This window comes from Pedobacter sp. AK017 (assembly GCF_014200825.1).
In the GTDB taxonomy this organism is placed as follows: Bacteria; Bacteroidota; Bacteroidia; order Sphingobacteriales; family Sphingobacteriaceae; genus Pedobacter; species Pedobacter heparinus.
Genome location: NZ_JACHCW010000006.1, coordinates 163,721 through 189,630, shown reverse-complemented (window position 1 = coordinate 189,630; position 25,910 = coordinate 163,721). Strand labels below are relative to the sequence as shown.

Annotated in this window: 24 protein-coding genes; 17 read left to right on the top strand and 7 right to left on the bottom strand. The window is 40.9% G+C overall.

Translation table 11 applies throughout. From position 1 onward, the window contains the following. Positions 1-31 precede the first annotated feature (31 nt). From HDC92_RS10555 to HDC92_RS10545, 3 genes are all read left to right on the top strand, one after another. Positions 32-883: a helix-turn-helix domain-containing protein gene (locus HDC92_RS10555; protein ID WP_183874300.1), complete on the top strand. Its 852-nt coding sequence runs from the start codon at positions 32-34 to the stop codon at positions 881-883. 63 nt (positions 884-946) lie between these two features. After that, complete coding sequence (locus HDC92_RS10550; protein ID WP_183874298.1) at positions 947-1,780, top strand: NAD-dependent epimerase/dehydratase family protein; 834 nt, start codon at positions 947-949, stop codon at positions 1,778-1,780. Positions 1,781-1,868: 88 nt separating this feature from the next. Continuing rightward, positions 1,869-2,027 (top strand): hypothetical protein, encoded by a 159-nt coding sequence (locus HDC92_RS10545; protein ID WP_183874296.1) that lies wholly within the window; start codon positions 1,869-1,871, stop codon positions 2,025-2,027. A gap of 223 nt (positions 2,028-2,250) precedes the next feature. Here the strand turns inward: HDC92_RS10545 and HDC92_RS10540 are convergent, their stop codons facing one another. Beyond that, positions 2,251-3,054, bottom strand: a complete 804-nt coding sequence (locus HDC92_RS10540) for a formylglycine-generating enzyme family protein (RefSeq protein WP_183874294.1) — start codon at positions 3,052-3,054, stop codon at positions 2,251-2,253. 284 nt (positions 3,055-3,338) lie between these two features. On the opposite strand from HDC92_RS10540, the gene HDC92_RS10535 reads away from it, so the two are divergent. Both HDC92_RS10535 and HDC92_RS10530 read left to right on the top strand, forming a co-directional pair. After that, complete coding sequence (locus HDC92_RS10535; RefSeq protein WP_183874292.1) at positions 3,339-4,271, top strand: Rpn family recombination-promoting nuclease/putative transposase; 933 nt, start codon at positions 3,339-3,341, stop codon at positions 4,269-4,271. Positions 4,272-4,340: 69 nt separating this feature from the next. Further along, on the top strand, positions 4,341-4,934 hold the full coding sequence (locus HDC92_RS10530) for an Rpn family recombination-promoting nuclease/putative transposase (RefSeq protein ID WP_255484505.1): 594 nt from the start codon (positions 4,341-4,343) through the stop codon (positions 4,932-4,934). 108 nt (positions 4,935-5,042) lie between these two features. On the opposite strand, the gene HDC92_RS10525 is transcribed toward HDC92_RS10530, so the two are convergent. Further along, entirely contained in the window at positions 5,043-6,995 is a 1,953-nt protein-coding gene (locus HDC92_RS10525; RefSeq protein WP_012781050.1) for a KUP/HAK/KT family potassium transporter, read from the bottom strand. 272 nt (positions 6,996-7,267) lie between these two features. On the opposite strand from HDC92_RS10525, the gene HDC92_RS10520 reads away from it, so the two are divergent. From HDC92_RS10520 to xth, 6 genes are all read left to right on the top strand, one after another. After that, the gene (locus HDC92_RS10520; protein WP_143715689.1) at positions 7,268-7,783 is read left to right on the top strand and encodes a T9SS type A sorting domain-containing protein; all 516 of its coding nucleotides are present in this window, start codon (positions 7,268-7,270) and stop codon (positions 7,781-7,783) included. A gap of 70 nt (positions 7,784-7,853) precedes the next feature. Next, positions 7,854-8,465, top strand: a complete 612-nt coding sequence (locus tag HDC92_RS10515; RefSeq protein WP_183874290.1) for a fumarylacetoacetate hydrolase family protein — start codon at positions 7,854-7,856, stop codon at positions 8,463-8,465. 7 nt (positions 8,466-8,472) lie between these two features. Continuing rightward, positions 8,473-10,197, top strand: a complete 1,725-nt coding sequence (locus HDC92_RS10510) for a M23 family metallopeptidase (protein WP_183874288.1) — start codon at positions 8,473-8,475, stop codon at positions 10,195-10,197. A 5-nt stretch (positions 10,198-10,202) separates the two neighbouring features. Beyond that, positions 10,203-10,661 (top strand): thioredoxin-dependent thiol peroxidase, encoded by a 459-nt coding sequence (gene bcp, locus HDC92_RS10505; protein ID WP_012781046.1) that lies wholly within the window; start codon positions 10,203-10,205, stop codon positions 10,659-10,661. 222 nt (positions 10,662-10,883) lie between these two features. Continuing rightward, entirely contained in the window at positions 10,884-11,435 is a 552-nt protein-coding gene (locus HDC92_RS10500; RefSeq protein WP_012781044.1) for a dihydrofolate reductase family protein, read from the top strand. Positions 11,436-11,456: 21 nt separating this feature from the next. Further along, complete coding sequence (gene xth / locus HDC92_RS10495; protein WP_183874286.1) at positions 11,457-12,248, top strand: exodeoxyribonuclease III; 792 nt, start codon at positions 11,457-11,459, stop codon at positions 12,246-12,248. On the opposite strand, the gene HDC92_RS10490 is transcribed toward xth, so the two are convergent. Next, entirely contained in the window at positions 12,236-13,816 is a 1,581-nt protein-coding gene (locus tag HDC92_RS10490; protein WP_012781042.1) for a response regulator, read from the bottom strand. The two genes, xth and HDC92_RS10490, sit on opposite strands and share 13 nt — an antisense overlap. Before the next feature lie 110 nt (positions 13,817-13,926). Beyond that, positions 13,927-15,216, bottom strand: coding sequence for a sugar MFS transporter (locus HDC92_RS10485; protein ID WP_012781041.1), 1,290 nt, complete (start codon positions 15,214-15,216; stop codon positions 13,927-13,929). A gap of 225 nt (positions 15,217-15,441) precedes the next feature. Between HDC92_RS10485 and HDC92_RS10480 the strand changes: the two genes are divergently transcribed. The 6 genes from HDC92_RS10480 to HDC92_RS10455 are packed head-to-tail and all read left to right on the top strand — an operon-like array spanning position 15,442 to position 20,037. Beyond that, entirely contained in the window at positions 15,442-16,308 is an 867-nt protein-coding gene (locus tag HDC92_RS10480) for a transketolase (protein WP_262495149.1), read from the top strand. 2 nt (positions 16,309-16,310) lie between these two features. After that, a complete protein-coding gene (locus tag HDC92_RS10475; protein WP_183874284.1) occupies positions 16,311-17,270 on the top strand; it encodes a transketolase family protein in 960 nt (319 codons plus the stop codon). Between the two features lie 20 nt (positions 17,271-17,290). Continuing rightward, a complete protein-coding gene (locus tag HDC92_RS10470) occupies positions 17,291-17,851 on the top strand; it encodes an RNA polymerase sigma factor (protein WP_012781038.1) in 561 nt (186 codons plus the stop codon). Positions 17,852-17,885: 34 nt separating this feature from the next. Then, positions 17,886-18,368, top strand: coding sequence for a hypothetical protein (locus tag HDC92_RS10465; RefSeq protein WP_012781037.1), 483 nt, complete (start codon positions 17,886-17,888; stop codon positions 18,366-18,368). A 10-nt stretch (positions 18,369-18,378) separates the two neighbouring features. Further along, positions 18,379-18,831 (top strand): hypothetical protein, encoded by a 453-nt coding sequence (locus HDC92_RS10460; protein ID WP_012781036.1) that lies wholly within the window; start codon positions 18,379-18,381, stop codon positions 18,829-18,831. A gap of 18 nt (positions 18,832-18,849) precedes the next feature. After that, positions 18,850-20,037: an aspartate aminotransferase family protein gene (locus HDC92_RS10455; protein ID WP_183874282.1), complete on the top strand. Its 1,188-nt coding sequence runs from the start codon at positions 18,850-18,852 to the stop codon at positions 20,035-20,037. Here HDC92_RS10455 and HDC92_RS10450 read toward each other — a convergent pair. From HDC92_RS10450 to dnaE, 3 genes are all read right to left on the bottom strand, one after another. Beyond that, the gene (locus HDC92_RS10450) at positions 20,034-21,002 is read right to left on the bottom strand and encodes a DUF58 domain-containing protein (protein WP_255484504.1); all 969 of its coding nucleotides are present in this window, start codon (positions 21,000-21,002) and stop codon (positions 20,034-20,036) included. The genes HDC92_RS10455 and HDC92_RS10450 overlap by 4 nt on opposite strands. 16 nt (positions 21,003-21,018) lie before the next feature. After that, positions 21,019-21,336, bottom strand: a complete 318-nt coding sequence (trxA, locus tag HDC92_RS10445; RefSeq protein ID WP_012781033.1) for a thioredoxin — start codon at positions 21,334-21,336, stop codon at positions 21,019-21,021. Between the two features lie 123 nt (positions 21,337-21,459). After that, positions 21,460-25,890, bottom strand: a complete 4,431-nt coding sequence (gene dnaE, locus HDC92_RS10440) for a DNA polymerase III subunit alpha (RefSeq protein ID WP_183874280.1) — start codon at positions 25,888-25,890, stop codon at positions 21,460-21,462. Positions 25,891-25,910 lie beyond the last annotated feature (20 nt).

The window sequence follows — 25,910 nt, the reverse complement described above, 5'->3', positions numbered from 1 at the left end:
ATAAAACGTTTGATTTTCTTAATTTTGACGCATGGAAACAGGAATCCCCGGATTGAGCTGGGACGAGTTGAAGCTCAAAGGTTTTAAGGTACATGAGCTATCGGCCTCGGTAGATGTGCCGGTCAGGACAGGCCGGCGCGACTTTTACAAAATGGGCCTGGTATATGGTGACATGACGATAGATCAGGATGGCCGGTTAGTTGAGGTTAAAGGTGCCTTCCTCATCTTCGTGAATCCAGCTGTACCTCATTCCATTGTTCGCCGCATCAATCGGATCAGCGGCTATGCCTGCATATTTACCGAAAGCTTTATCAGCAGCCGGGAAATGAAGGACTCACCACTATTCCGTGTGGGTGATAGCCCCGTAATTCCGCTTGATAACGACGAGGCGCTATTTATGCAAGGAATCTTTCGTAAAATGCTGACGGCCTATAATGGCGATTATCCTCATAAAGGGGATTTGATCAAGAGCTGCATCGCATTAGTGATTCACGAAGCGTTGCGGTTACAGCCATCGCAACAAACCACGCCTTTAAGAAATGGCACGGGCCGCATCACACACCTTTTTATGGACCTCTTGGAAAGGCAATTCCCGATCGAGCGCAGCAATGATCCGCTTAGGTACCGAAACCCACAGGCCTTTGCAAAAGTACTTGCTGTCCATGTTAACTATCTTAACCGCGCTGTAAAGGAGGTGACGGGTAAACCTACCTCAACACATATCGCAGCTCGCATCACAGCAGAAGCAAAAGCGCTCTTAAAGCATACCGACTGGAACGTTGCCGACATTGCTTATGCTTTAGGTTTTGAATACCCGGCTTATTTTAACAACTACTTTAAACGTGTTACCGGAACCACACCCAATTCTTTTAGGAAAGTTTGAAAATCATAGTTATTGGTTTGATTGTTGTTAACATGGTGTATGTTTTAACCGGAGCTTTGTTTCATGAAGATTTTAGTTACAGGAGCAACAGGAAAGGTTGGGAGCAGGTTTGTTCCCCGCCTTATAGCGAAAGGTTATGACGTTACGATATTGGTTAGGGATGCGGCCAAAACATTACCGGGAGCCAAAGTGGTGGTGGGCGATCTATATGACCCCAACACGCTGCCACCTGCGGTTGCAGGTATGGATGCGGTTATTCACTTAGCCGCATTATTCCGTACCTTCACGGATAATGAAGGCATCGTTAAGACCAATCATACCGGCACGGTGGCTTTGGCACAGGCTGCGATGGCAGCAGGTGTTAAACGATTCATTTTTGTGAGCACCAGCAATGTATATGGTTCAGGATATGGCCATCCCGCCAGAGAAGACGATAGCGTCAATATCAATGATCCCAGGCCTTACTCTTCCAGCAAGATCGCAGCCGAACAAGCATTGCTGAAACTTGATCTTGATGTGCGCATATTGCGTTTGGGTTTTGTCTATGGCGACCAGGATCCGCATATTGAAGAGATCATACCCATATTGAAAAACTGGGGACGCCACTCTGGTTCGAGAATGCACATGATACATCACCTCGATGTAGCACAGGGCCTGTTTTTATTATTACAACAGGATAATCTCAACGGCGAAATATTTAACATCGTAGATGACGCGCCCATCACCTTATATGAGTTAGCTGATTCCGTTGGAAAAGCGGCCGAAATCTATGATGGTAACGAAGGGCCGCTGGCCGATCCATTCGAGGGAATCATGGATATTTCCAAACTTCGAAAAATTGGCTTCAGGCCTTTGGTACCCAGCTTTTATGTAGCCCGGGATCTGGATATTTTGTAAGGTCCACTAACCGACTACGGATTTAAACGCTTAAAATGACTAAAGAAGAACGTGAATTGTACGACTCAGATGTGAAAGCAAAATCTGATTGGAATGCGGGTATTCTTTACGCAGAAAAAAAGCAAAGGAAGAGGGCAATCTGGAAGAGAAATTGGAAATTGCCCTGAAAATGAAAGCGAAAGGCACAACCAAGGAGGATATTGCTGAATTAACTGGCCTTTCTATTGACGAAATAGAAAAATTATAAGTTTTATAACAAATCTGAATGCCATGGATCATTCTATGGCATTCAGCAAGATATGGGGGCGGGATAAATTTAAATTACATAGAATGGGGCCAAAAAGTATCCTACACTAGCTGCATCACTTCAAAAGGCTCGGCTTGCGTTTAAGTTTACTATTCCCTCGCCTTAAAAGTAGATCTTAAATAGAGTGCAACAATAATAGGCTGATTATGATATTCAACATAGTCTAGATTTGACTATCATTACCTGCCACACACCTGAACCCTACTGTTGCAGAGCAGTCTTTATTACCATAACCCTGGCGCCAGGTATAATGACGATTTGCCGCGGGGCTGCTCAGCTTACCTCCACGAATAACTATACTATCAGCGCTGTATGCCTTCAGGCTTCTATGCTGATAATTATATCTTTTACCAGATAAAAGTAATTCCTTTACGCGTTCTGCTCGCTCAGCATAAGCATCCTTCTTCCATTGATCTACACAAAACTCCGAAACACTACCATCCATATCTTGCAAGCCAACACCATTTTTAGCGGCATATTCCCATTCTGCTTCCACGGGCAGGCGCTTACCCTTCCATTTTGCATAAGCTTTGGCAGCATACCAGCATACGTAAACTACCGGCTGGTCTTCTGTTCCCTTTTTATAGCTGTCCAAATCCCATTCCTTCAGGTAATTACCATTATGTAAACTATCAGAAATATAACGTTTAGCCCAATCGGGATTCGCATCTATAAATTTTTTAAAATCGGCATTGGTAACCTCATGCTTATCCATATAAAAAGAGCGTACCATTGTTTTATTAGCCGGAAATTCCTGCGAGAATGAAGACGCAGGTACATTTAATTTAGCAACCAGATCCTTTAGCTGGCTACTATCCAATCCCATATAAAAAGTTCCACCTTTAACCAATACCATCCCCTTTTTTGATATTGCGTGCTGGTCGATATGTGTCGTGTCTATAAATGCCGACAAGCTTGCCAAACAAAGAAAACAACTGAGCAGTACTAATAAAGAGAGATTTTTCATGAAGGAGTAGCGTCTTGGTTATCTGATTAATTCAAATTTTAAGAATTTAATTCAAAAAACAAAATAATTGAAAATTATTTAGCTAATAATTTAATAATAGATAAATGAATCGATGATGAGGTATGCTACCCTCTGCGTTTACAGCATCAAATTTTTGAATTTTGCTCCAGAATTCCGAAATAAACCTCAAAACATTAATCATAAAGAAATATTAAATCATTAAAGTGTATTTTAACTTGGAAATACGATAGCAATGATTTACTTTTGCTTAAAACAATCTAGTCATGCGCAGAGAAGATGCTACAGAAGATCTGCTTGCCGAACCTGTTGTTGTTTACAGCAAAGGCCAGGACGGCACACCTTATTTTATTGATCCGCTGGAAGACCTGGGCTTCAAACGCCTGTTTAGTGCCGAGCAGAACAAAGACATTACCATAACTTTCCTGAACCACGTACTCAAAGGAAAACGTGAGGTTGTATCGCTCGAATTTCTAAAGAACGAATATCCCGGCGAAACCCAGGAAGAAGGCGGAGTGATAATTGATATCGTATGCAAAGACCAGATTGGGGCTTTCTTTCTGGTCGAAATGCAAAAAAGCTGGCATCAAAACTTTAAGGAACGATCCCTTTTTTATGCCTCCAGGCTTATTACCGAACAGGCGCCACACGGCAATCGCAAAGAATGGGCATACTCCCTGAAAGATGTATATGTAATTGCATTGCTTGAAAAATTTACTATTAATGCCGGAAACAAAGGTAAATGGCTGCATGATATAGCACTAGTCAATACAGATACAGGAAAGGTATTTAACGAAAGATTGCGTTTTACCTACATTGAACTACTCAGCTTTAAAAAAACAGAAAACCAGCTGGAAACCGACCTGGAAAAATGGATTTACGCCCTCAAAAACCTGAAACATTTAAAACAGGCACCTGCTGCATTTACAGAGCCCCAATTGCTCCAGTTTTGCCAGGCTGCCAGATACATTAACTTAACAAAGGAGGAAAAGAATATGATTAGTGCAAAAACTAAAGCCCGCTGGGATTACTACTATGCAATTGACGGGGCAAAGATAATGGGGCGCGAAGAGGGAGAAACCAGAGGAGCTCATCAAAAAGCAGCGCAAATAGCCATCAAGCTTAAAAACAAAGGAGTTCCATTTACAGAAATCCAGGAACTAACCGAACTCAGCATTACAGAAATAAAAAATCTGTAAATAGGTCTTAAGGGTATAAATTTTCCTGCTTATACCCCTTTCTTTTAAAAGAAAAAGTTTTTTATTTATTTGTTACAACCAATCCATTTGACATTCTCTCCTTGTTTCAAGGTGCCATTTGGGCTCCTTAAAAAATCATACTCTTCAGAGGCTTATAACATCTCGGAAGTTTACCTGCTGGCCTTCCTGAAAAACTTTAACCTCCCCGACACCCCCAGATTTGAATACCTGCAGGATATATGCCTGGCCAACAGGCATACAGGAAAAATATTTTACGATAAACTCAGCTTTATATTTATAGAGATGCTTAACTTTGTGAAGAAGCCGCATGAACTGCATACAGAACTGGATAAATGGTTATATGCATTAAAACATTTAACAGAATTTAAACAGCGTCCTGCATATTTATCCGGCCCGGAATTTGATCAGTTTTTTGCATTAGCTAAATACGCCAACCTGACTAAGGAGGAAAGAGATATGTACAATACAAGTTTAAAGCAGAAATGGGACAGTAAAAATGTGTTGGATTATGCTGTAGAAGAAGCAAAACACAAAAAAGTTATTGAAGTTGCAACAGCTTTATTAGCAAAGAACATTGATCTCAACATCATTTCCGAAGCAACAGGCTTAAGTCAAGAAGAAATCCAATCCCTTCAAAAGTAAAAACCATACATTAAACAGCTAAACTTATATAAATTGGGATTGGGAAAAACAACCCAACTATCGTTTGGAATAAACTTGAAAATAGAATTACCTTTAAATTATGATCTCCTAAACCGGTAAGCGGTTCAGTTCTATATCATCCGGTGTAACAAAAATAAGTGGTACCTTTTCTACATCAACATAACTGGAATCCAGACCAAAACTCCTCTCTTCCGAAAGGCTTAAGCGTTTTAGTATGAAATAATAATCCATGATGGTACGCTCATAAAGGCTCAGCTTAGAGAACTTGGACAAATGTTTTTCCAACAGTACAAACCTGAAATCGCCTGCAATTTTATGCTTGTTTAATGAGGTGTACTGGCTGGTAATGTCTACTTCTCCATTTTTAACCAGTTCTTCAATCACTTTTCTATACAAAAGGTTAACCCGCTGCTCTACCCTGAAACCCAGTTTAAAATCGATACGGATCAGTTTACCAGGGATCAGAAATTCAACTTTATAATCTCTTGTAAAAGGCTCATCAACCACATCAACGTGTACCAGCCAATATACATCAGCCCTTTTTGGTTCTTTCTGAATGATGGAATAAATGATCTTAGATTCAATTTCTGTTTTAAAATTGGCACTGGTCAGGTAAACCAGCTGAGAGGAATATTTTGGAACAGAAATGTCTTCACTCAATTCTTTAATGATCTGGTAATAGTCTTCAATCTCCACATATTTAACAAACCTGTTTTTAATTTTCCGGGATACATACCAGCTCCACATTACGGTAAACAGTGCAGAACCAATTAAAACAGTTACCCAGCCACCATGAAGGAACTTAGCCATGTTACCTACTAAAAATGTCATTTCGAGCAGTACATAGATGAACAGGAAAATGCCAATAACGTATACCGGTACCTTTTTGCGTTTCATGTACGCAGCGATCAATATAGTAGTAGAGAGGAAAGTGAGATTAATGGCCAAACCATAAGCCCCCTCCATTGCGCCTGAATTTTTGAAGATTAAAACTATGGCAATACATCCTGCCCAAAGGATCCAGTTGATGGATGGTACATAGATCTGCCCTTTTTGGTTGCTTGGATAGTTGATCCGTACTTTGGGCCATAGGTTTAATCTTACCGCTTCAGAGATCAGGGTAAAGGAACCTGTGATCATGGCCTGGCTGGCAATTACTGCAGCCACAGTAGCAAGCGCAACCATAAACAACAGATAAGAAGGTGGGACTATCTCGAAAAAGGGGTTTAAACCCGTATCATAATTGCCATGATGTAAAATCCATACACCTTGTCCCAGGTAATTCAGGATCAGCATGATCTTAACAAAGATCCAGCTTACCCTGATGTTGGAGCGGCCACAATGCCCCATATCTGAATAGAGTGCCTCGGCTCCTGTAGTACATAAAAATACACCACCCAAAATGAGCATGGCCATAGGATTGTTTACCAGTAAATTAAATGCATAATATGGGTTAAGGGCTTTAAAAATGCTAAAATCCTGCACCACAAATAAGATACCTACCAATCCCAGTGCACCAAACCAGAGAAACATGATGGGGCCAAAAAGCTTTCCAACCAGGTTGGTACCAAACTGCTGTATTACAAACAGTCCAGTAATGATGGCCAGTACAATGGGAATAACACTTACTGTAGGAAATTTTAACTGCAAACCCTCTATGGCCGAAGTTACGGTAATACTTGGGGTGATAATTCCATCTGCCAATAAGGCACATCCACCAACGACGGCAGGGATGACCAGCCATTTGGCGTTTTTACGCACCAGGGAATACAATGAAAATATACCACCCTCACCTTTATTATCGGCCCTTAATGTAATAACAACATACTTAATGGTGGTTTGAAGGGTGAGTGTCCAGATGATGCAGGAAAGCGCCCCAAGAACCAGATCGGATGTAACCTCCTGCCCGCCCCCTACTACTGAATTGAAAATTGCTTTGAGGGTATAGAGTGGTGAAGTACCAATATCGCCATATACTATACCTAAACTTACTAATAATCCACCGGCGGAAAGCGTGTTAAAATTCTTATGACTCGACACTATTTTATAATATAATTGACACTATTTAACAAAACCATCGCGTTTTTGTTCTTAAAAATGATTAGATTACCATCAAAATCAGAGCGCAAAAGTACAGTAAATAAATAAAATTCAGCCTATTAATATTTAAGAAGAAATTTAACAGCAGAAACCATTAAAAAAAACAATAAGGCTATTAAACGGTTAAACATGTTAAATATTGTTAAATATTAAATTAGTATCTAAAATCATTGACTTTTTAATTTTATTATTTATATTTTTGGCTACCAAACATGAAGATACAACGAAAAATAGCGCATCTCCTGAATATTTCCTGCTTAATAAGCATGAGTGTTTTGTGCAGCGTTAGTGTTTTCGGTCAGCGGACAGACAGTTCAACCACCAGTATCAGGGCAAAAAAAATCAACAAAACCCCTCAGATTAAAGCCAGTGTACCCACTTATAAACCTAAATATGCCGTAGGATACCTGCAATACAATGATTTAATTTCTGGCAATAAGAGTTTAACCAATCCTAAACAGGAAAAGATACTTACAGTTTTAAAAGTTTATCCTAACCCGGTTGATGATCAGATCAACCTGATCTTGCGTATAGACAGGGAATCCAACCTTTCTGTAAAAATCATGGACCTGCTGGGCAATGAGGTGGTCACACTTTCTAACGAACGGATCCCTGCAGGTGAGCAAACCAAAAGTTATACCATTCCAAACCGTTTAAACAGCGGTATATATTTTCTAAAAATCATGTCCGGCGCAGAAACAGTTGTAAAACGAATCTCAGTTTTATAATTATTTTTGTAATGTCATGCTATCATGGCTTAATCCTTGTTAGCTATTTCATATAAAATACCGATCTCGCATGAAGATAATTGCCATAGGACGCAACTACGCAGAACACGCCAAAGAATTAAATAACCCCATACCCGATCAGCCGGTTATATTTTTAAAACCCGACACCGCCGTTTTAAAAGACAACAAACCTTTTTACATTCCCGATTTCTCTTCCGACATCCATTACGAGATTGAAGTGGTATTAAAGATAGCAAAAGAAGGAAAGCACATTGCTGAAAAATTTGCGCACAAGTATTATGAAGAACTGGGTTTGGGTATAGATTTTACCGCCCGGGATATCCAAAGTGCACATAAAGCAAAAGGATTGCCCGGGGAACTGGCCAAGGCATTCGACCATTCAGCAGCCATCAGCAATTTTATTCCTAAAACAGCCATTAAAGATCTCTCTGATCTTTCTTTTACCTTAAACATTAACGGAGAACCCCGGCAAAATGGCAATACCAGGGATATTTTATTCTCCTTTGAAAAAATAATCGCTTTTGTATCCCGATACATTACCCTTAAAAAGGGAGACCTGATTTTTACCGGTACCCCGGAAGGGGTTGGCCAGGTTAAACCAGGTGATAAACTGGAAGGCTGGCTGCAGGGCCAACAACTACTTAATTTTGATATAAAATAGTGCTTTAATGATTAAAAGAAATATAATTATTGCATTTATCGTTTTATTTTCAATAAACGCATACAGTCAGCAAATCTTTAGTGGCAGCAAATATCCGCTGGTAGATTTCAGGTCGCCCCTAGACATTGTACCACCCGCCCTGGCAGGCTCTTTTGGCGAATTACGGGCCAATCATTTCCATTCGGGAATGGATTACCGCACCAACCAGCGCGAAGGCTATCCGGTATATGCGATTGCCGATGGCTATATCTCACGCTTGCGTGTACAGAACAGTGGCTTTGGTCTGGCCTTATACATTAACCATCCAAATGGTTTTACTTCAGTTTACGGACATTTACAACGTTTTAACCCTAAAATAGCCCAGCAGGTAAAAGCCATCCAGTATCAGAAAAAATCATACGAAATAGATGAGTTTCCAAATTCCATACAAATACCGGTACGGAAAGGAGATGTAATTGCCTATACCGGCAATACCGGAAGCTCGGGTGGCCCCCACCTGCATTTCGAGATCAGGGACACCAAAACAGAAGCCACCATCAACCCGCTGCTATTTGGACTGGAAATACCCGACAACATCTCTCCGGTTATCTATTCCATGTATGTATATCGCTTAAACAAAAGGCCCTTTAACGAGTTTGTTCCGAAACAATACTTTCAGGTTATTGGCGGGGCAGGCACTTACCACCTGAATAAAGTGAGCACCATTAATTTAAGTGGCGAAGTGGGCTTTGGCATCATTACTACCGATAAGCACAATGGTGCATCAGGAACCAATGGTGTATATTCCATAGAACTTGAACTGGATGGCAAGCTGGTTTACGTATCCGCCCTTGAAAAATTTTCTTTTGAGAACAGTAAAGCCATTAATTCACATATAGACTATCCTACTTATCTGAATACTAAACGAAGCATACAAAAAAGCTTTGTAGACCCTGGTAATCCCCTTAAAATTTACAGCAACCTGGTTAACAATGGCCGCATCGAATTTACTGACGGGGCCTTGCACAAATTAAAATATACAGTTACCGATGGGGCAGGCAATAAAAGCACCCTGGCCTTTAATGTACAGGCAAATGCTGCTGCAGTGATCAATGTACCGGAACCTGCTGCCGGCTCCCTAAGCTTTTCTTATGCAAATCAAAACGAGTTTAACAATGATGCAGTTAAGGTAATTATCCCTAAAGGCAGTTTATACAACGACCTGAATTTTGTATATAAACGTTTGCCAAAGCCACCGGGCAATGCTTATTCTGAAGTACACCAAATCCACAATACGCTTACACCACTGCACTCAGGTTTCGAGCTCTGGATTAAGGCTGACAGTGCTTTAAACAAATACAAGGAAAAGGCGCTGATTGTGAATACAGGCAGGTCGTCGCAGGGCGGTTATTTTGAAAATGGGTATGTTAAAGCAAAACCACGCAATTTTGGAAGCTTTTTTATTGCGATAGACACCATTCCACCTACCATTATACCTGTAAATATTGCCGATGGCAAAAGCATGGCCGGCATTGGCAAAATGTCTTTCAAAATAAGGGATAACCTTTCGGGTATTAAAAGCTTTAATGGCTATATTGACGGCAAATGGATATTAATGGAATTTGATACCAAAACCGCTTCCTTATGGCATACTTTTGACGACAGGACACCTCCTGGAAAACATACCCTGGAGGTAATTGTTACTGATATGAAAGATAACAACAAGAATTATACAATTACTTTTTATAGATAAAAACGATGAGCGAATTAAAAGAGGGCCAGAAAGCACCAGGCTTTTCTGCAAAAGACCAGGATGGCAACACAGTAACATTGGCACAATTTGCCGGTAAAAAAGTTGTGCTTTACTTTTACCCTAAAGATGATACTCCGGGCTGTACGGCTGAAGCCTGCGATTTCAGGGACAACTACCAGGGCTTGACTGCTAAGGGCTATGTTGTTTTAGGCGTAAGCACTGATGATGAAAAATCGCATCAGAAGTTTATAACCAAACACAACCTGCCTTTTACTTTACTGGCCGATACGGATCAGAAAATAGTAACCGATTATGGTGTTTGGGCTGAAAAGAATATGTATGGCAAAAAATATATGGGTACCGTAAGAACTACTTTTGTGATTGATGAACAGGGCAATATTGCACACATCATTAAAAAAGTAGATACAGCAAATTCAACAGCACAGGTTTTAGCACTGGCTTAATCAAAAATACCTTTTCGGAGCAGCTTTTTTATCAGCTATATCGAAAAGGTATTTTCCGTAAGCAAGGTTGTAACCCCCCCTCATATTGTCGCGTTTGCCCCTCATTTGTGTAACTCGCCTTTTTTAAATTTGGGTGATCATTAACCTAAGAGACACTACCCGCTACGGGTGGGATTTTGGATATATAGATTAGAATAAGGAATTGATTTAAAACAAAGTACAATGAGAAAAGTAATTGCCGCATTCAATATGACACTTGACGGAATTTGCGACCATACAGCAGGAATTCCCGACGAAGAAATACACTATCATTATACTAACCTGCTAAATAACGCAGGCAGCATTCTATATGGAAGGATAACCTATCAACTCATGCAATTTTGGCAAACGCTGTTAAAAAATCCTTCCGATGAAAAATCAATGAATGATTTTGCCATTGCTATAGACAAAATTCCAAAAATTGTTTTTTCAAATACGCTTAAAAGCACAGACTGGGACAGTGCTCAATTGTCAGATCGAACTCTTGAAGAAGAAGTTTTAGAACTCAAACAACAATCGGGTAAGGACATTTTAGTGGGCAGCCGGAGTTTAATTATACAGCTCATGAAACTTAATTTGATTGATGAGTTGCAGCTTTGTATTTACCCTGTTATAGCGGGAGCAGGTTTGCCATTATTTGAAAACCTAAAAGACAGGACCATTCTTAAATTGATAAAGACAAAAACTTTTAGCGGTGGTGCAGTAACGCTTTATTATGAGCGGGGCGCCGGGTGATGCTAACCCTTTCAAGTAAAGATGAAGATCGCAAGCTATAACATCAACGGCATCAACGCGCGTCTGGACAATTTACTACGCTGGCTTAAAGAAGCCCGGCCCGATGTGGTATGTTTGCAGGAGCTTAAAGCGCCAGATAACAGGTTCCCCGCTCAGCTGCTGCTGGATGCGGGGTATCACGCCATCTGGCATGGACAAAAGAGTTGGAACGGGGTGGCTATCCTATCCCGGTACGCTGAGATCAAGGAAACCCGGCGGGGCTTAGAAGGAGATCCTGAAGATTTGCACAGCCGATATATTGAGGCATTTATAAATGGCGTTGTGATTGGTTGTTTATACCTGCCAAACGGCAACCCCTTTCCCGGACCTAAGTTTGAGTATAAACTCAACTGGATCAAAAGGCTTACTAAACATGCAGCAAAGCTGAATGCATTTGGTTTGCCTGTAGCCCTGGTTGGCGACTACAACATTATACCCACTGATCTGGACACGTATAAGCCAGAAAAATACCTGGAAAATGCATTGTTCCGTCCCGAAGCGCGAAAATTATGGACTGCACTTTTAAAGCAAGGCTGGACTGATGCCTTTAGAAAGCTTTATCCCAAGGATCGCATTTATACTTTTTGGGATTACCTGCGCAATGCCTATCATCGTGATGCTGGCCTGCGGCTCGATCACTTTTTGCTGAATGACAAATTGGTAGACAGGCTGGACGTGGCTGGTGTTGACAAACATGTACGCGGCTGGGACCATTCCAGCGACCACGCACCGGTATGGGTTGTCCTAAAGGATCTCCCCGATCAGGCGAAGTGATCTCTACCCGCAACATTTATTGCCACCAGCCCTTGTATCTTTTCATACAGTTCACTGGCATGAAAAGGCTTCGAGATGTAATCGTTCATACCAATGCTGAGGCATTTTTCGCGTTCCCCTTTTATGGTATGTGCCGTCATGGCTACAATAGGAATGTCTTTTTTACCGGATTTCATGTTACGGATGTGGATAGTTGTTTCATAACCATCCATTTCAGGCATTTGAAGATCCATTAAAATAATGTCAAAATCAGCGCTGGCGTATTTATGCAGCGCTATCTTTCCATTTTCGGCTACAGTAGTATGGTATCCTTTTTTTTGCAACAACTTAATTACCAGCAATTGGTTAATGGCATTGTCTTCTACAATTAGCACATTGATGTCCTTTCCGATTTCTGATTCTGGTGTCAGGTTAAATTCATTGTGTGCCGATTGCTGCCAGTCTTTACCCGCATGTGCTTTAAGGAAAGACAACCTGAAATAAAACTCAGAACCTTCATCGGGCAGGCTGTTCAATTGTATTACCCCATCCTGCAGGGCAATTAAATGCTTTACAATGCTCAATCCAATCCCTGTACCGCCAAATTTCCGTTTCATATGATTGGTTCCCTGCTCAAAAGGGTTGAAGATCTTTTCCTGTTTATCTAAAGGTATGCCAATGCCGGTATCTTTAACCCTGAATTCAACAACAACATGGTCATCATGATCTGTTACCGCCTTTGCCGAGATAGAAACCCCACCTGTTTCTGTAAACTTAATTGCATTAGAAGTAAGGCTCAGTAAAATTTGGGTAAGTCTTACGGAATCACCATAAATAGAATCCGGGATATTGGGATCTATGGTATAACTCAATCCTATTTCTTTAAGCCTTGCGTTAGATTCCATCAGCATGCAGATAGACTGTATGGTATCCCTTAAGTTAAAAGGAAGACACACAAAACTGATCTCTCCCGTCTCGATATTGGCAAAGTCAAGAATATCATTTAAGGTAACCAGCAAATGATCGCCCGATTTGATGATCATCTTAATGGATTCCATCTGATCTTTATCTTTAAGGGATTCCTGAAGATGTCGCGCAAAGCCCAATATGGCGTTCATAGGTGTGCGGATCTCATGGCTCATATTTACCAGGAAATATTGTTTTACTTTTTCATAATGTTCTGCCCTTTGTTGTTCCTTTTCCAGGCTTAAACTAATCCGCTCTACCTTATCTATATTTTGCTCCAGTTTAGTAGCCAGTTCGTTAAAAGTAAAAGCCAGAATATTGATCTCGTTTTTGGCATAAGCATCAATTCTGGTTTTAAGTAAGCCATTTTTAATTTGCCCGGCTCCTGTTACAATGCTGCTGATCCCGTTTTTAAGGCTCAGTTTTATGGAATAAATAAAAATTAAACTGGCGATAGTGCCCGCTAAAAAAAATATAGCCAGATAGGTCCGGGCTATTGTTTGTGGAAAATACAAAGCACAAAGTCCGCCGATGAGCAATAAGGCCACAAGGCCGCTTATAAAAAGTAATCGCTTTGATATAGATATATCATTCAACCTCCTGAATAAAACAGAAATGAACATAGACAAGCTCGTTAATAGTTTTAAAATCCCCTGTATTTTATTACAATATAGATAAAAGTAATCTTTTACCGCATAATAGCAGGCGTACCAGAGCTGTTCATTTTGTTCAACTACGCTGAGGCGTGTTTTCCTACTTTATGGCCGGCAACGGCAAAATACCAGATATAAAGGTAACAAGGCAATACACTAACGAAAAATGCCAGCTGAAAATGCATACCGGTATAATCTTTTAGATATCCATAAATTAAAGGCCAGATGGCACCACCTGCAATACCCATGATCATGATGGCAGAGCCTGTTTTAGTAAATTTACCCAGGCCTTTGATACCCAGAGGGAAAATAGCCGGCCACATTAAAGAGTTTGCCAAACCTAAAAGACCTACAAAGATGACCGAAGTATAACCATCTGTAAAGTAAGCTGCCGAAACAAAGATAACGCCTATAATGGCACATATTTTTAATGCCGCCTGTTGTGTAATGTATTTTGGTATGGTAAAAATACCGATGAAATAACCGACAAGCATACTGGTTAAAGTAAGCGTAGTAAAATACTTGCTGATATCGGCACTGATGCCCAATTCTTTACCATATACCCCAATGATATCTCCTGCCATTACTTCGGCAGCAACGTAAACAAAAATACAGAAGGCACCGAGGAACAGGTGGGGGAACTGGAAGATAGAGGTTTTGGCAGTCTTCACTTCCTCTCCTTCAATTACTTCTTCTTTATCCACATCTACCTCTGGCAAATTTGAATATTTAATGAATAGCGCAAAAGCAACAAATACAATTGCAAGTACAATATAAGGTGTGTAAACACGGCCTAAAACTTCGGCAAGTAGAGCCTCTTTTTCGGCAACTGTAGTAGCTGCATCATTGATCTTTGCCTCTATACCGGCAGCATTTTTAAGGAACAGCGTGCCCATAATGATAGGTACAATGATACCGGCAAATTTATTGCAAAGCCCCATAATACTGATCCGTTTTGCGGCACTTTCTATAGGGCCTATAATACTGATGTATGGGTTGGATGCGGTTTGCAATAACGACAGGGCAGCACCCTGAATAAAGATGCCGGTTAAAAACAAACCAAAACTTCTGGTACTTGCAGCAGGAATAAAAACAAGGGAGCCTATACCCAAAATAAGCAGACCAGTTACCAATCCGTTTTTAAATCCCAGCTTCTTTAATATCCATGAGGAAGGTAAAGCCAGGAAGAAATAGGCGATATAGGAAGCAAAAGTAACTAAAAAGGCTTCAAAATCGGTTTTCAAACCACAGGCAAGCTTAAGAAAAGGAATTAAGGTACTGTTGGCCCAGGTTACAAAGCCAAAAATAAAAAACAAGGCTCCTATGGTTACAATGGGAGAAATTACAGTCGATTTTGTTTGGGTTGTCATGATTAGATTTAGTTTTTGGGTGTTGGTTACTTTTTTAACTATTTTAAAAACTTGAAGCTCTAAAAATATAAAATTTCATGGAATTCCGTGCTTAATTAACTTTTTTAACGCAAACGTTTGTTTAAAATGAAGGAGTACAGAATTTTTCCCCGGATTTCACTGCTATCAACTGAACTTTGCGACTTAATAGCTTAAGCCCAAAGTATTTTTAATTACATTTGCCTTATTAATCAACAACCCCAATTAATGAAACATACAATTAATGAATTAGAAGATATCGCTGCTCAGGTAAGAAGGGATATCGTTAGAATGGTACATGCCTGCCAATCGGGACACCCGGGAGGATCTTTAGGGTGTGCAGATTTTATGACTGCATTGTATTTTGAAATCATGAACCACTCTACTGATTTTAAAATGGATGGAAAAGGCGAAGATTTGTTTTTTCTTTCAAACGGACACATTTCACCGGTTTTTTACAGTGTCCTGGCCAGATCGGGCTATTTTGAGGTAAGTGAACTGGCTACTTTCAGAAAATTAAATTCAAGATTACAGGGGCACCCTACTACACATGAAGGGCTTCCTGGTGTAAGGATAGCATCTGGTTCTTTGGGCCAGGGCATGTCGGTAGCTATTGGCGCAGCCCAGGCAAAAAAGCTGAACAAAGATCATTCAATTATATATTCTTTACACGGAGACGGCGAATTACAGGAAGGTCAGAACTGGGAAGCCATTATGTATGCTCCCTTTAACAAGATAGACAACCTGATTTCGACAATTGATTATAACGGACAACAAATTGACGGCCCTACTGAAAAGGTATTGTCGCTGGAAAACCTGCAAGCTAAATTTGAAGCTTTCGGATGGCATGTGATCAACTCTGATGGTAATGACATGGATGCTATTGTTAAAGCATTACATTATGCAAAATCACTGACTGGGAAAGGTAAACCAATCCTGAACTTAATGAGCACACAAATGGGCTATGGCGTTGATTTCATGATGGGATCGCACAAATGGCATGGCGTTGCCCCTAATGATGAGCAGCTTGCCGCAGCTTTGGCGCAATTAAGTAGTACCCTAAAAGATTATTAAGCATGAAGAAGTATACATACACTGAAAAAAAAGATACGCGTTCTGGTTTTGGAGCTGGATTGCTTGAAGCCGGAAAAAAGAACCCTGAAGTAGTAGCACTCTGTGCTGATCTGGTAGGCTCATTAAAAATGGATGCATTTATTAAGGAGTTTCCTGAACGCTTTTTCCAGATCGGTATTGCTGAAGCCAATATGATTGGTATTGCAGCTGGCTTAACCATTGGAGGAAAAGTTCCTTTTACCGGAACCTTTGCTAACTTTTCGACCGGAAGGGTTTACGACCAGATCCGCCAGTCGGTAGCTTATTCTGACAAAAATGTAAAAATCTGTGCTTCGCACGCAGGTTTAACCCTGGGCGAAGATGGTGCAACCCACCAGATCCTGGAAGATATAGGCCTGATGAAAATGCTGCCTGGTATGACAGTAATCAACACCTGCGATTATAACCAGACTAAAGCTGCTACCATTGCTATTGCTGAACACCATGGCCCTGTTTACCTGCGTTTTGGTCGCCCGGTAATCCCTGTATTTACAGATCCTGACCAGAAATTTGAAATTGGAAAGGCCTGGATGGTAAATGAAGGCAAAGATGTAACCATTATTGCTACCGGCCATATGGTTTGGAAAGCTATTGAGGCCGGAGAGAAACTTGCTGAACTGGGCATTGATGCTGAGATTATAAACATCCACACGATTAAACCTTTGGATGAAGCAGCAGTCCTTAAATCAGTAAAGAAAACTGGTTGCGTGGTTACCTGCGAGGAACATAATAAATATGGTGGTTTAGGAGAAAGTGTTGCAAGGTTACTTTCAACAGAGCTGCCTACACCACAGGAATTTGTTGCCGTAAACGATAGTTTTGGAGAAAGCGGAACGCCTGATCAATTGATGACCAAATACGGATTAGACAGTGTAAACATTGTTGAAGCAGTACAAAAGGTGATCAAAAGAGCCAAAAAATAATAAGCGACAAGCACATCATAATGAAGCAGGTTGAAGATTCAGAGATTTTAGAGAAGTTCTCCAATATAAAAACTCGGGATGAAGCCTTTAACCTGCTTCTAAATAAATACCAACAAAAGATTTACTGGCACATCAGAAGGCTGGTCATCGATCATGATGACGCTGACGACCTGGTGCAGGACACCTTTATAAAGGTTTGGAAGAACCTTGAAAAATTCCGCAGCGATTCGCAGCTTTATACCTGGATCTATAGGATTGCCACCAATGAATCCATCACTTTCCTAAACAAAAAGAAACAACGAAACAATACACCCCTGGATGAAGTATCGGCCGAACTTTCAGAAACCCTGATTGCTTCTTCTCATTTTAATGGTGATAAAGTTCAGTTAAAACTTCAGCAGGCCTTACTTACCCTACCGGAAAAACAACGCCTGATTTTTAACATGAAGTATTTTGATGAGCTGAAGTATGAAGAAATTTCGGAAATAACAGGGACTAGTGTAGGTGCCTTAAAAGCATCCTTTCATATCGCTGTAAAGAAAATTGAAGTTTTTATGCTAAATGAAGACATTACCTTTTAAACCTTTTGAGCTATAATGTATCAATATATCTGAGATGGATGAGAAATTAACAGAAAGCGGTTTTACTACCCCCGACAACTATTTTAGTGAACTTGGCAATGCCATACAGGCTAAGGTTGTAACGGAACGGCTTAAAGCTGTTGCAGCCAGCGATGGTTATAGTGTTCCTGAAAATTATTTTGAACAACTACAGGCCAGCATATTAAATAAAACAACGAAGGAAAAGAAGGTGCTCCGTTTATGGCGTTCCGGCCTGTTAAAATATGCTTCAGCTGCCTGTTTTGTAATCTTAAGTGCAACCGGTTTTTATTTTTACGATATACTGCAGCCACATAAAAAAACAGTTTACAGGGATTTTGCAACTGAACAGCTGTTGTATGATATAGATGAACAGGTCATCATTGACCATATACAAGCCAACGATTTACAACAAACAAAACCATCGCCTACTGAAGTAGCGCTGGAAAATTATATCCTTAACAACTATACGCAGAGTGACATTGCTTCGGGTTTATAAATATCATCAAATGAAACAGGTAATTATTGCTTTTCTATTCATGTTCCCCATTATTGCAACTGCGCAAAAGTATGGAGAACGCAACAATGAAATTGAATCGTACAAAATAGGTTATTTAACCCAGAAACTTGACCTTTCGAGTGAAGAAGCGAAGATTTTCTGGCCCATTTATAACGACTGGCAAAAAGAACAGACCGCTTTACGTAAAGAGCGTGTGCAAAAAATGATCAGCTTTAGAAAGCTCACCGAAATTGAAGAACTGTCGGACACTGAGGTACAGAACCTGATTGTGAACGACTTTAGTTTTAAGCAACGTGAACTAAATCTGGAAAAAAAATATTATTACCGCTTAAAATCGAATTTACCAATTAAAATAGTAGGTAAGTTTTACAGGGCCCAGGAGACTTTTAAAAAGGAAATTTTAGCTAAATACAGATTTAACAACAAACCGCAGCCAAATTAAATTTTTGTATTTTTGGCCATGCTTACACAACGCCAATTATTTCTGCAGCACAATGCCCAAACCACTTTAGATCCGCTTCTACTGGCATTTAACAGGGCCAAAGGAATGTATCTTTATGATGCAGATGGCAAAAAATACATGGATCTAATTGCCGGTATTGGGGTAAGTAATGTTGGCCACTGCCACCCAGCTGTGGTAAATGCGGTACAGCAACAGGCAGAAAGCTATATGCACATTATGGTTTACGGCGAATTTGTGCAAAACCCGCAGGTAAATTTTGCAGCAGCACTAGCAGCTGTTTTACCGGAAAACCTGAACTGCACTTATTTTGTTAATTCGGGAGCTGAAGCTGTAGAAGGTGCCATGAAACTGGCCAAAAGATATACACAACGTTCAGAAATTATTGCCTGCCATAATTCTTATCACGGCAGTACACAAGGTGCCCTAAGCCTGATGGGCAACGAAGAATTTAAACAGGCCTACCGGCCGCTTTTACCAGACATTAAATTTATAAATTACAACAGGATTGAGGACCTGGACCAGATTACTACCCGCACCGCGGCAGTGTTTATAGAAACCGTACAAGGTGAGGCAGGGATTAGGGTGGCTGATCCATCTTATTTTGAAGCGCTGAGAAAAAAATGTACAGCAACAGGAACTTTGCTGGTATTGGATGAAATACAGTGTGGTTTTGGCCGGACGGGTAAAATGTTTGGCTTTGAACATTTTGGCATTGTTCCGGATATTTTGTTGCTGGCAAAAGGCATTGGTGGCGGTATGCCCATAGGTGCTTTTATCAGCTCGCGGGAGATCATGATTTCATTGGCAACAAATCCAATACTGGGCCATATCACCACTTTTGGAGGGCATCCGGTGAGTTGTGCAGCAGGTTTGGCAACTTTACAGACCATCATTACTGAAAACATTGTAGAGGGGGTTACGGCTAAAGCTGAACTGTTTAAAAAACTACTGGTACACCCGGCAATTAAAGAAGTAAGGGGCAAAGGCCTGATGATCGCCATAGCATTTGAAAATTTTGAGCTCAATAAAAAGATCATCGATGCCTGTATTGCAGACGGGCTGATCAGCGACTGGTTTTTACATTGCAGCAATGCCATGCGGATAGCGCCACCGCTTATCATTAGCGAGGAAGAGATAAAATGGGCCTGTGCAGTGATTTTGAAGAATGCAGACGCCCTGGTTTAACTCATTTTTTGACGCTTGATTAGATAAGCCTGTAATATGGGATAAAATCCTTTGGCAATATCTGCATCAACCATATCAATTTTGTACTGTGCACATTTAAGCTGAATGGCCTGCCTGTAGGCCTGCATCTTTAACAGATAGGCATCTTTAACTTTTGAGGTATGTGCTTTTAGTATAGCACCCGTTTCCATATCAACAAATTGATAAGGACGGTTCTCAAATTTAAAATCTACTTCTTTTGCTTTGTCTATCACATTAAAAATGATGACTTCATGTTTATTGAACTTCAGGTGCTGAAGGGCCGAGAATAAACCTTCGATCTGATGTTCATCCTGAGCAGTACTGAGCAGATCACTAAACACAACCACCAGGGAACGTTTATGGATCAGCTCTGCAATTTGGTGTAAAGCCTGGTCAAGATTGGTCTTTACGTTCATCTGCTCGGCTTTTAAAATTTCTTCCAGTCTTGCGAACAGGTATTTTTGATGGGTGGTGGTAGATTTAGCCGGGGTATTCAATACCAGCTGATCGGTAAAAAGACTTAGGCCAAAGGCATCGCGCTGCCTTTTTAGCAAATAAACCAATGCAGCAACCGCCTGTACAGAAAAATTAAGCTTATTGTATGCTTTTAAAGGGAAATACATGGACGAAGAAACATCGATGATGAACTGACAGCGCAGATTGGTTTCTTCTTCATAGCGTTTGCTAAAAAGCTTGTCGGTCCTGGCATAAAGTTTCCAGTCGATGTTTTTAACATTATCGCCAACATTATAAAGCCGGTGTTCTGCAAATTCAACAGAAAAACCGTGAAAAGGGCTTTTGTGCAATCCGGTAATAAAACCTTCCACTACCTGCCTGGCCAGTAATTCAAGGTTGCCATTAAAATGTAAGGTTGTTTCATCAATTGGCGACTGCATGCTGTAAATATAAAAAAAGCGTTCATAATAATTATGAACGCTTTTCATTCGTATATAATTGTGTTTACAACTGTTTGTCTAATTTTTGGGCCAGTACAGATTTAGGCACGGCGCCAACTTGTTTGTCTACCACTTCCCCATTTTTAAAGTACAATAAAGCAGGGATATTACGGATGCCAAACTGAGTAGAGATTTGAGGGTTGTTGTCAACATTCACTTTTCCTACAAGCGCTTTACCTTCGTATTCTTTTGAGATTTCATCTACTACCGGACCTACCATGCGACATGGACCACACCATTCTGCCCAAAAGTCAACTAAAACGGGTTTATCTGATTTTAATACAACTTCCTCGAAGTTAGCATCTGTGATTTCTAAAGCCATAATTCTATTTTTTAATATTAGTTCTCTTATTTAGCTTGCCCGATCTGTTTACATGCAGGTCTTGCAGACTACAAATATATCATCAATTGTGATGCCATCAATCCGGCCAGTGCCATTATGACATTAGTTCAACTTAGAACTCACATTTAAGGCTTCTATCTGACTCAGAAAATCGTTGGTGGGGTTAATTTTTAACGATTTTGAAGGCAATTTGACCATCACATTCTGTTCCCTGTCGTACACATCGAACAGCAATTGACAGTTTTGCTGCTCGGTAGTTGCTTTATTATTTTCCAGAATGGCCAGGATCTGCCCCATAAAGTCGTCGTTAACACGTTCAATAGGTACTTGTATGGTTACACTTTTGGCCAGTTTATCCCTTAGTTCTGACAAAAGATTAATGGAAGTAATCTTAAACTCCCAGTCGCCCTCTTTTCTAAACCGTTCAGCTACCCTTCCACGGATCTGTAAAAAATAACCATCGGTTAAAAACTGCTTAAATTTGATAAAATCATCGCCAAATAAAGCCAGCTCACAACTGTCGTCATAATCTTCGAACACCAATGTGCCAAAAGGTTTTCCTGTTTTTGTCATGCGCTGTGCAGCCACTACCACCAGGCCTCCAACCACAAGTTCCCTGTTTTTTATGCTTTCAAACTCGGCCAGTACCTCTTCGTTGGTATCGCCTGTCCTGATTTTATTTACGAGCGACAGGCATTTTACTTTATGCTGGCAGAATTCTTTTAATTCTAGCTTATAATTGTCCAGGGGATGCCCGGACAAAAAGATTCCGATGGCATCTTTTTCGTACTTCAGCTTATCAATTAAACTCCATTCAGGCGCAACAGGTAAAGCTGGCTCCAGGATCAGATCGGCTACAGAACCACCAAACAGGGAAGATTGGGAAGAAGATTCATTGTTCTGAAAATCATTGGCATATTTAATTACTTTTTCTATGCCATTCATCTTATCGTTAATGCCCACAAAGAAATACTGGGCACGATGATATCCAAATGCATCAAAAGCCCCGCTATACACAAAACTTTCGTAGGCTTTTTTATTTACGGTTCGGGTATTAGACCTTCTGGCAAAATCGTAAAGGTCTTTATACATGCCTTTCTCCAGTCTGTCTTCTATAATACTTTCTACTGCTTTTTCTCCTACCCCCTTAATACCCGAAAGGCCAAAGCGTACCTCGCCCTGTGCATTTACCGAGAATTTAATGTCAGACTCATTTACATCAGGGCCCAGTACCTGAACACCCATTTGCTTGCATTCTTCCATAAAGAATGCAACCTGCTTGATGTCGCTCATATTGTTGGACAGTACTGCCGCCATATACTCGGCAGGATAATGGGCCTTTAAATAGGCAGTCTGGTAAGCAATCCAGGCATAGCAGGTAGAGTGCGATTTGTTAAAGGCGTAAGAGGCAAAAGCTTCCCAGTCTTTCCAGATTTTCTCTAATATCACCGCATCATGGCCCTTCTCTGCTGCCTGCTTTATAAATTTCGGCTTCATCTTGTCCAGTACATCCTTTTGCTTTTTACCCATTGCCTTACGCAATACATCGGCCTCGCCTTTGGTAAAGCCAGCAAGCTTTTGCGACAAAAGCATCACCTGCTCCTGATATACCGTAATCCCGTAGGTTTCTTTTAAATATTCCTCACAGGCATCCAGATCATATTTAATCTCCTCTTCACCATTTTTTCTGCGCACAAAACTCGGAATATACTCCAGGGGGCCCGGCCTGTACAAGGCGTTCATGGCAATTAAATCGCCAAATACAGTAGGCTTCAGCTCTTTCATGTATTTTTGCATCCCCGTACTTTCGTACTGGAAAATACCAATGGTTTCCCCACGCTGGAAAAGCTCGTATGTCCGCTCATCGTCAATCGGAAAATTATCGGGATCCAGGTCTATGTTATGCCTGGATTTAACCAGTTTAACGGTATCCTTAATGAGGGTTAAGGTTTTTAACCCCAAAAAGTCCATCTTTAACAGACCTGCACTTTCCACCACCGAGTTGTCGAACTGGGTAACATACAGATCTGAATCCTTAGCGGTAGCAACCGGAACAAAATTGGTAATATCGCTTGGTGTAATAATTACCCCACAGGCATGGATACCGGTATTTCTTAAAGAGCCCTCTAAAATCTGCGCCTGCTCCAGTGTTTTCGCCCCCAGGTCTTTGGCACCCGCCAGGGCTTTAAGCTCCAGGATCTTTTCATATTCATCAGCACGAAGTGCCTCTTTTAAACTCTTTTCATCGAGGGTAAAAATCTTAGCCAGCTTCATATTCGGAATCAGCTTGGCGATCTTCTCTGCCTCAAAAAGTGGAAGGTCGAGCACACGGGCCGTATCCTTTACAGAAGATTTGGCGGCCATGGTTCCATAAGTGATGATCTGGGCAACCTGGTTAGATCCGTATTTTTTGATTACATAATCCATAACCCTTCCACGGCCTTCATCGTCAAAGTCGATATCAATATCGGGCATGGATACACGATCGGGGTTAAGGAAACGCTCAAAAAGGAGATCGTATTTAATTGGATCTATATTGGTGATACCCAAACAGTAGGCCACAGCAGAACCTGCAGCTGATCCCCTTCCGGGGCCTACAGATACATCCAGGTTCCGTGCTTCGGCAATAAAATCCTGTACAATGAGAAAATATCCGGGATAACCGGTCTTTTCAATGGTCTGCAGCTCAAAATCCAGCCGCTCCGCAATGTCGTCTGTAATTTCTCCGTATCTCTTTTTTGCACCAACATAAGTCAGGTGCCTTAAGAATTTGTTTTCCCCTCTTTTGCCTCCGTCTTCTTCATCTTCCTTAACTAAAAACTCCTCAGGAATATCAAATTTAGGTAAAAGTACCTCCCGGGCCAGTTTATAGGCTTCGATCTTGTCTACTACCTCCTGTATATTGCTAATCGCTTCCGGCAAATCAGCAAACAGGCTTTTCATTTCTTCAGGAGATTTGAAATAGTACTCCTGGTTAGGTAAACCAAAACGGTAACCCCTTCCGCGCCCTATTGGGGTAGCCTGTTTCTCGCCGTCTTTTACACACAATAAAATATCATGCGCATTGGCATCTTTTTTATTGATGTAATAGGTATTATTGGTGGCGATCAGCTTTACCTCATGTTTTTTTGCAAGGTTTACAAGTGTGGCATTTACAATATCTTCATCTTCCTGGTTGTGCCGCATCAGCTCGATATAAAAATCATCGCCAAACTGGGATTTCCACCAGAGCAGTGCTTCTTCGGCCTGCTTTTCACCCATGTTTAAGAGCTTACTGGAGATCTCTCCATATAAGTTACCAGATAAAACCAGGATATCCTCTTTATATTGTTCAACTATGGCCTTATCTATCCGGGGGATGTAATAAAAACCCCTGGTATAGGCAATGGACGACATTTTAGCCAGGTTATGATAACCGGCTTTATTTTTGGCCAGGAAAACCACCTGGTAACCATCGTCTTTTCTCTTTTTGTCTTCATGGTTTTCGCAGACAAAAAATTCACAGCCTATAATTGGTTTAATGGTCTGCTCCTCTGCCGTTTCACCTTTTTCTATTGCAGCAGCATTTCTGGCTTCTACCCCTTTATTGTGGTTAAGCACCTGGCTTACAAAATGGAATGCCCCCATCATGTTGGCATGATCTGTTATGGCTACGGCCGGCATTTTATGGGCTGCCGTAGCTTTGATGAGGGAAGGGATATTGATGGTAGACTGCAATACCGAAAATTGGGTATGGTTATGCAAATGCACAAAAGCAGCATCTTTTAGCGCTTCTTTATTTTCTTCTAAAGTACGTTTGGAGATTTTTCCTCCATCATCTTTTTGCAGGCGTTTCCTGATCTCATCAGAGGCCGCTTTCAGGTTGATGTGGTTCAGGCCAACACGTTCAAATACCTGCGGGGTATTTTGTTTAAAACGGGTTATGTATTGCTGATCGGCCTGCAACTGCTCTGGTCTGAAGGCATCTATTTTGATCAGCTGTAAAAAACAACGGGTAGTAGCCTCAACATCGGCTGTAGCATTGTGGGCCTCGGCAAAAGGCTCACCAAAAAGATACTGGTGAAGCTCTGTTAAGTTAGGCAGTTTAAATTTACCCCCACGCCCACCTGGAAGTTTCAATAACTCGGCTGTAATTTCGGTACAGGTATCCAGCACAGGCATTTGCGCCATCGGGCTTTCTACACCCAGCCTGTAAAGCTCACAGCCCATAATGTTGACATCAAAACCTATATTTTGCCCAACAACAAATTTAGCTTTGGATAAAGCAATATTAAATTTCTCTAAAACTTCAGCCAGTTCTATCCCCTGCTCTGTAGCCAGCTCTGTAGAGATTCCATGAATACGCTCGGCGTCATAGGGTATATTAAAACCATCGGGCTTCACCAGGTAATCCTGATGCTCTATCATATTTCCCAGCTCATCATGCAATTGCCAGGCGATTTGAATACACCTTGGCCAATTGTCAGTATCGGTAATTGGCGCATTCCAATTGCGTGGTAAACCTGTGGTTTCGGTGTCAAATATTAAATACATAGCAGGAACAAAAATACAGA

What these genes read in the sequence shown, in the direction of transcription:
- HDC92_RS10555 (WP_183874300.1), top strand. Translation starts at nt 32, where the DNA reads ATGGAAACAGGAATCCCCGGATTGAGCTGGGACGAGTTGAAGCTCAAA.
- HDC92_RS10550 (WP_183874298.1), top strand. Translation starts at nt 947, where the DNA reads ATGAAGATTTTAGTTACAGGAGCAACAGGAAAGGTTGGGAGCAGGTTT.
- HDC92_RS10540 (WP_183874294.1), bottom strand. Translation starts at nt 3,054, where the DNA reads ATGAAAAATCTCTCTTTATTAGTACTGCTCAGTTGTTTTCTTTGTTTG.
- HDC92_RS10535 (WP_183874292.1), top strand. Translation starts at nt 3,339, where the DNA reads ATGCGCAGAGAAGATGCTACAGAAGATCTGCTTGCCGAACCTGTTGTT.
- HDC92_RS10520 (WP_143715689.1), top strand. Translation starts at nt 7,268, where the DNA reads ATGAAGATACAACGAAAAATAGCGCATCTCCTGAATATTTCCTGCTTA.
- HDC92_RS10515 (WP_183874290.1), top strand. Translation starts at nt 7,854, where the DNA reads ATGAAGATAATTGCCATAGGACGCAACTACGCAGAACACGCCAAAGAA.
- HDC92_RS10510 (WP_183874288.1), top strand. Translation starts at nt 8,473, where the DNA reads ATGATTAAAAGAAATATAATTATTGCATTTATCGTTTTATTTTCAATA.
- bcp (WP_012781046.1), top strand. Translation starts at nt 10,203, where the DNA reads ATGAGCGAATTAAAAGAGGGCCAGAAAGCACCAGGCTTTTCTGCAAAA.
- HDC92_RS10500 (WP_012781044.1), top strand. Translation starts at nt 10,884, where the DNA reads ATGAGAAAAGTAATTGCCGCATTCAATATGACACTTGACGGAATTTGC.
- xth (WP_183874286.1), top strand. Translation starts at nt 11,457, where the DNA reads ATGAAGATCGCAAGCTATAACATCAACGGCATCAACGCGCGTCTGGAC.
- HDC92_RS10490 (WP_012781042.1), bottom strand. Translation starts at nt 13,816, where the DNA reads ATGTTCATTTCTGTTTTATTCAGGAGGTTGAATGATATATCTATATCA.
- HDC92_RS10485 (WP_012781041.1), bottom strand. Translation starts at nt 15,216, where the DNA reads ATGACAACCCAAACAAAATCGACTGTAATTTCTCCCATTGTAACCATA.
- HDC92_RS10475 (WP_183874284.1), top strand. Translation starts at nt 16,311, where the DNA reads ATGAAGAAGTATACATACACTGAAAAAAAAGATACGCGTTCTGGTTTT.
- HDC92_RS10470 (WP_012781038.1), top strand. Translation starts at nt 17,291, where the DNA reads ATGAAGCAGGTTGAAGATTCAGAGATTTTAGAGAAGTTCTCCAATATA.
- HDC92_RS10465 (WP_012781037.1), top strand. Translation starts at nt 17,886, where the DNA reads ATGGATGAGAAATTAACAGAAAGCGGTTTTACTACCCCCGACAACTAT.
- HDC92_RS10460 (WP_012781036.1), top strand. Translation starts at nt 18,379, where the DNA reads ATGAAACAGGTAATTATTGCTTTTCTATTCATGTTCCCCATTATTGCA.
- HDC92_RS10455 (WP_183874282.1), top strand. Translation starts at nt 18,850, where the DNA reads ATGCTTACACAACGCCAATTATTTCTGCAGCACAATGCCCAAACCACT.
- HDC92_RS10450 (WP_255484504.1), bottom strand. Translation starts at nt 21,002, where the DNA reads ATGAAAAGCGTTCATAATTATTATGAACGCTTTTTTTATATTTACAGC.
- trxA (WP_012781033.1), bottom strand. Translation starts at nt 21,336, where the DNA reads ATGGCTTTAGAAATCACAGATGCTAACTTCGAGGAAGTTGTATTAAAA.
- dnaE (WP_183874280.1), bottom strand. Translation starts at nt 25,890, where the DNA reads ATGTATTTAATATTTGACACCGAAACCACAGGTTTACCACGCAATTGG.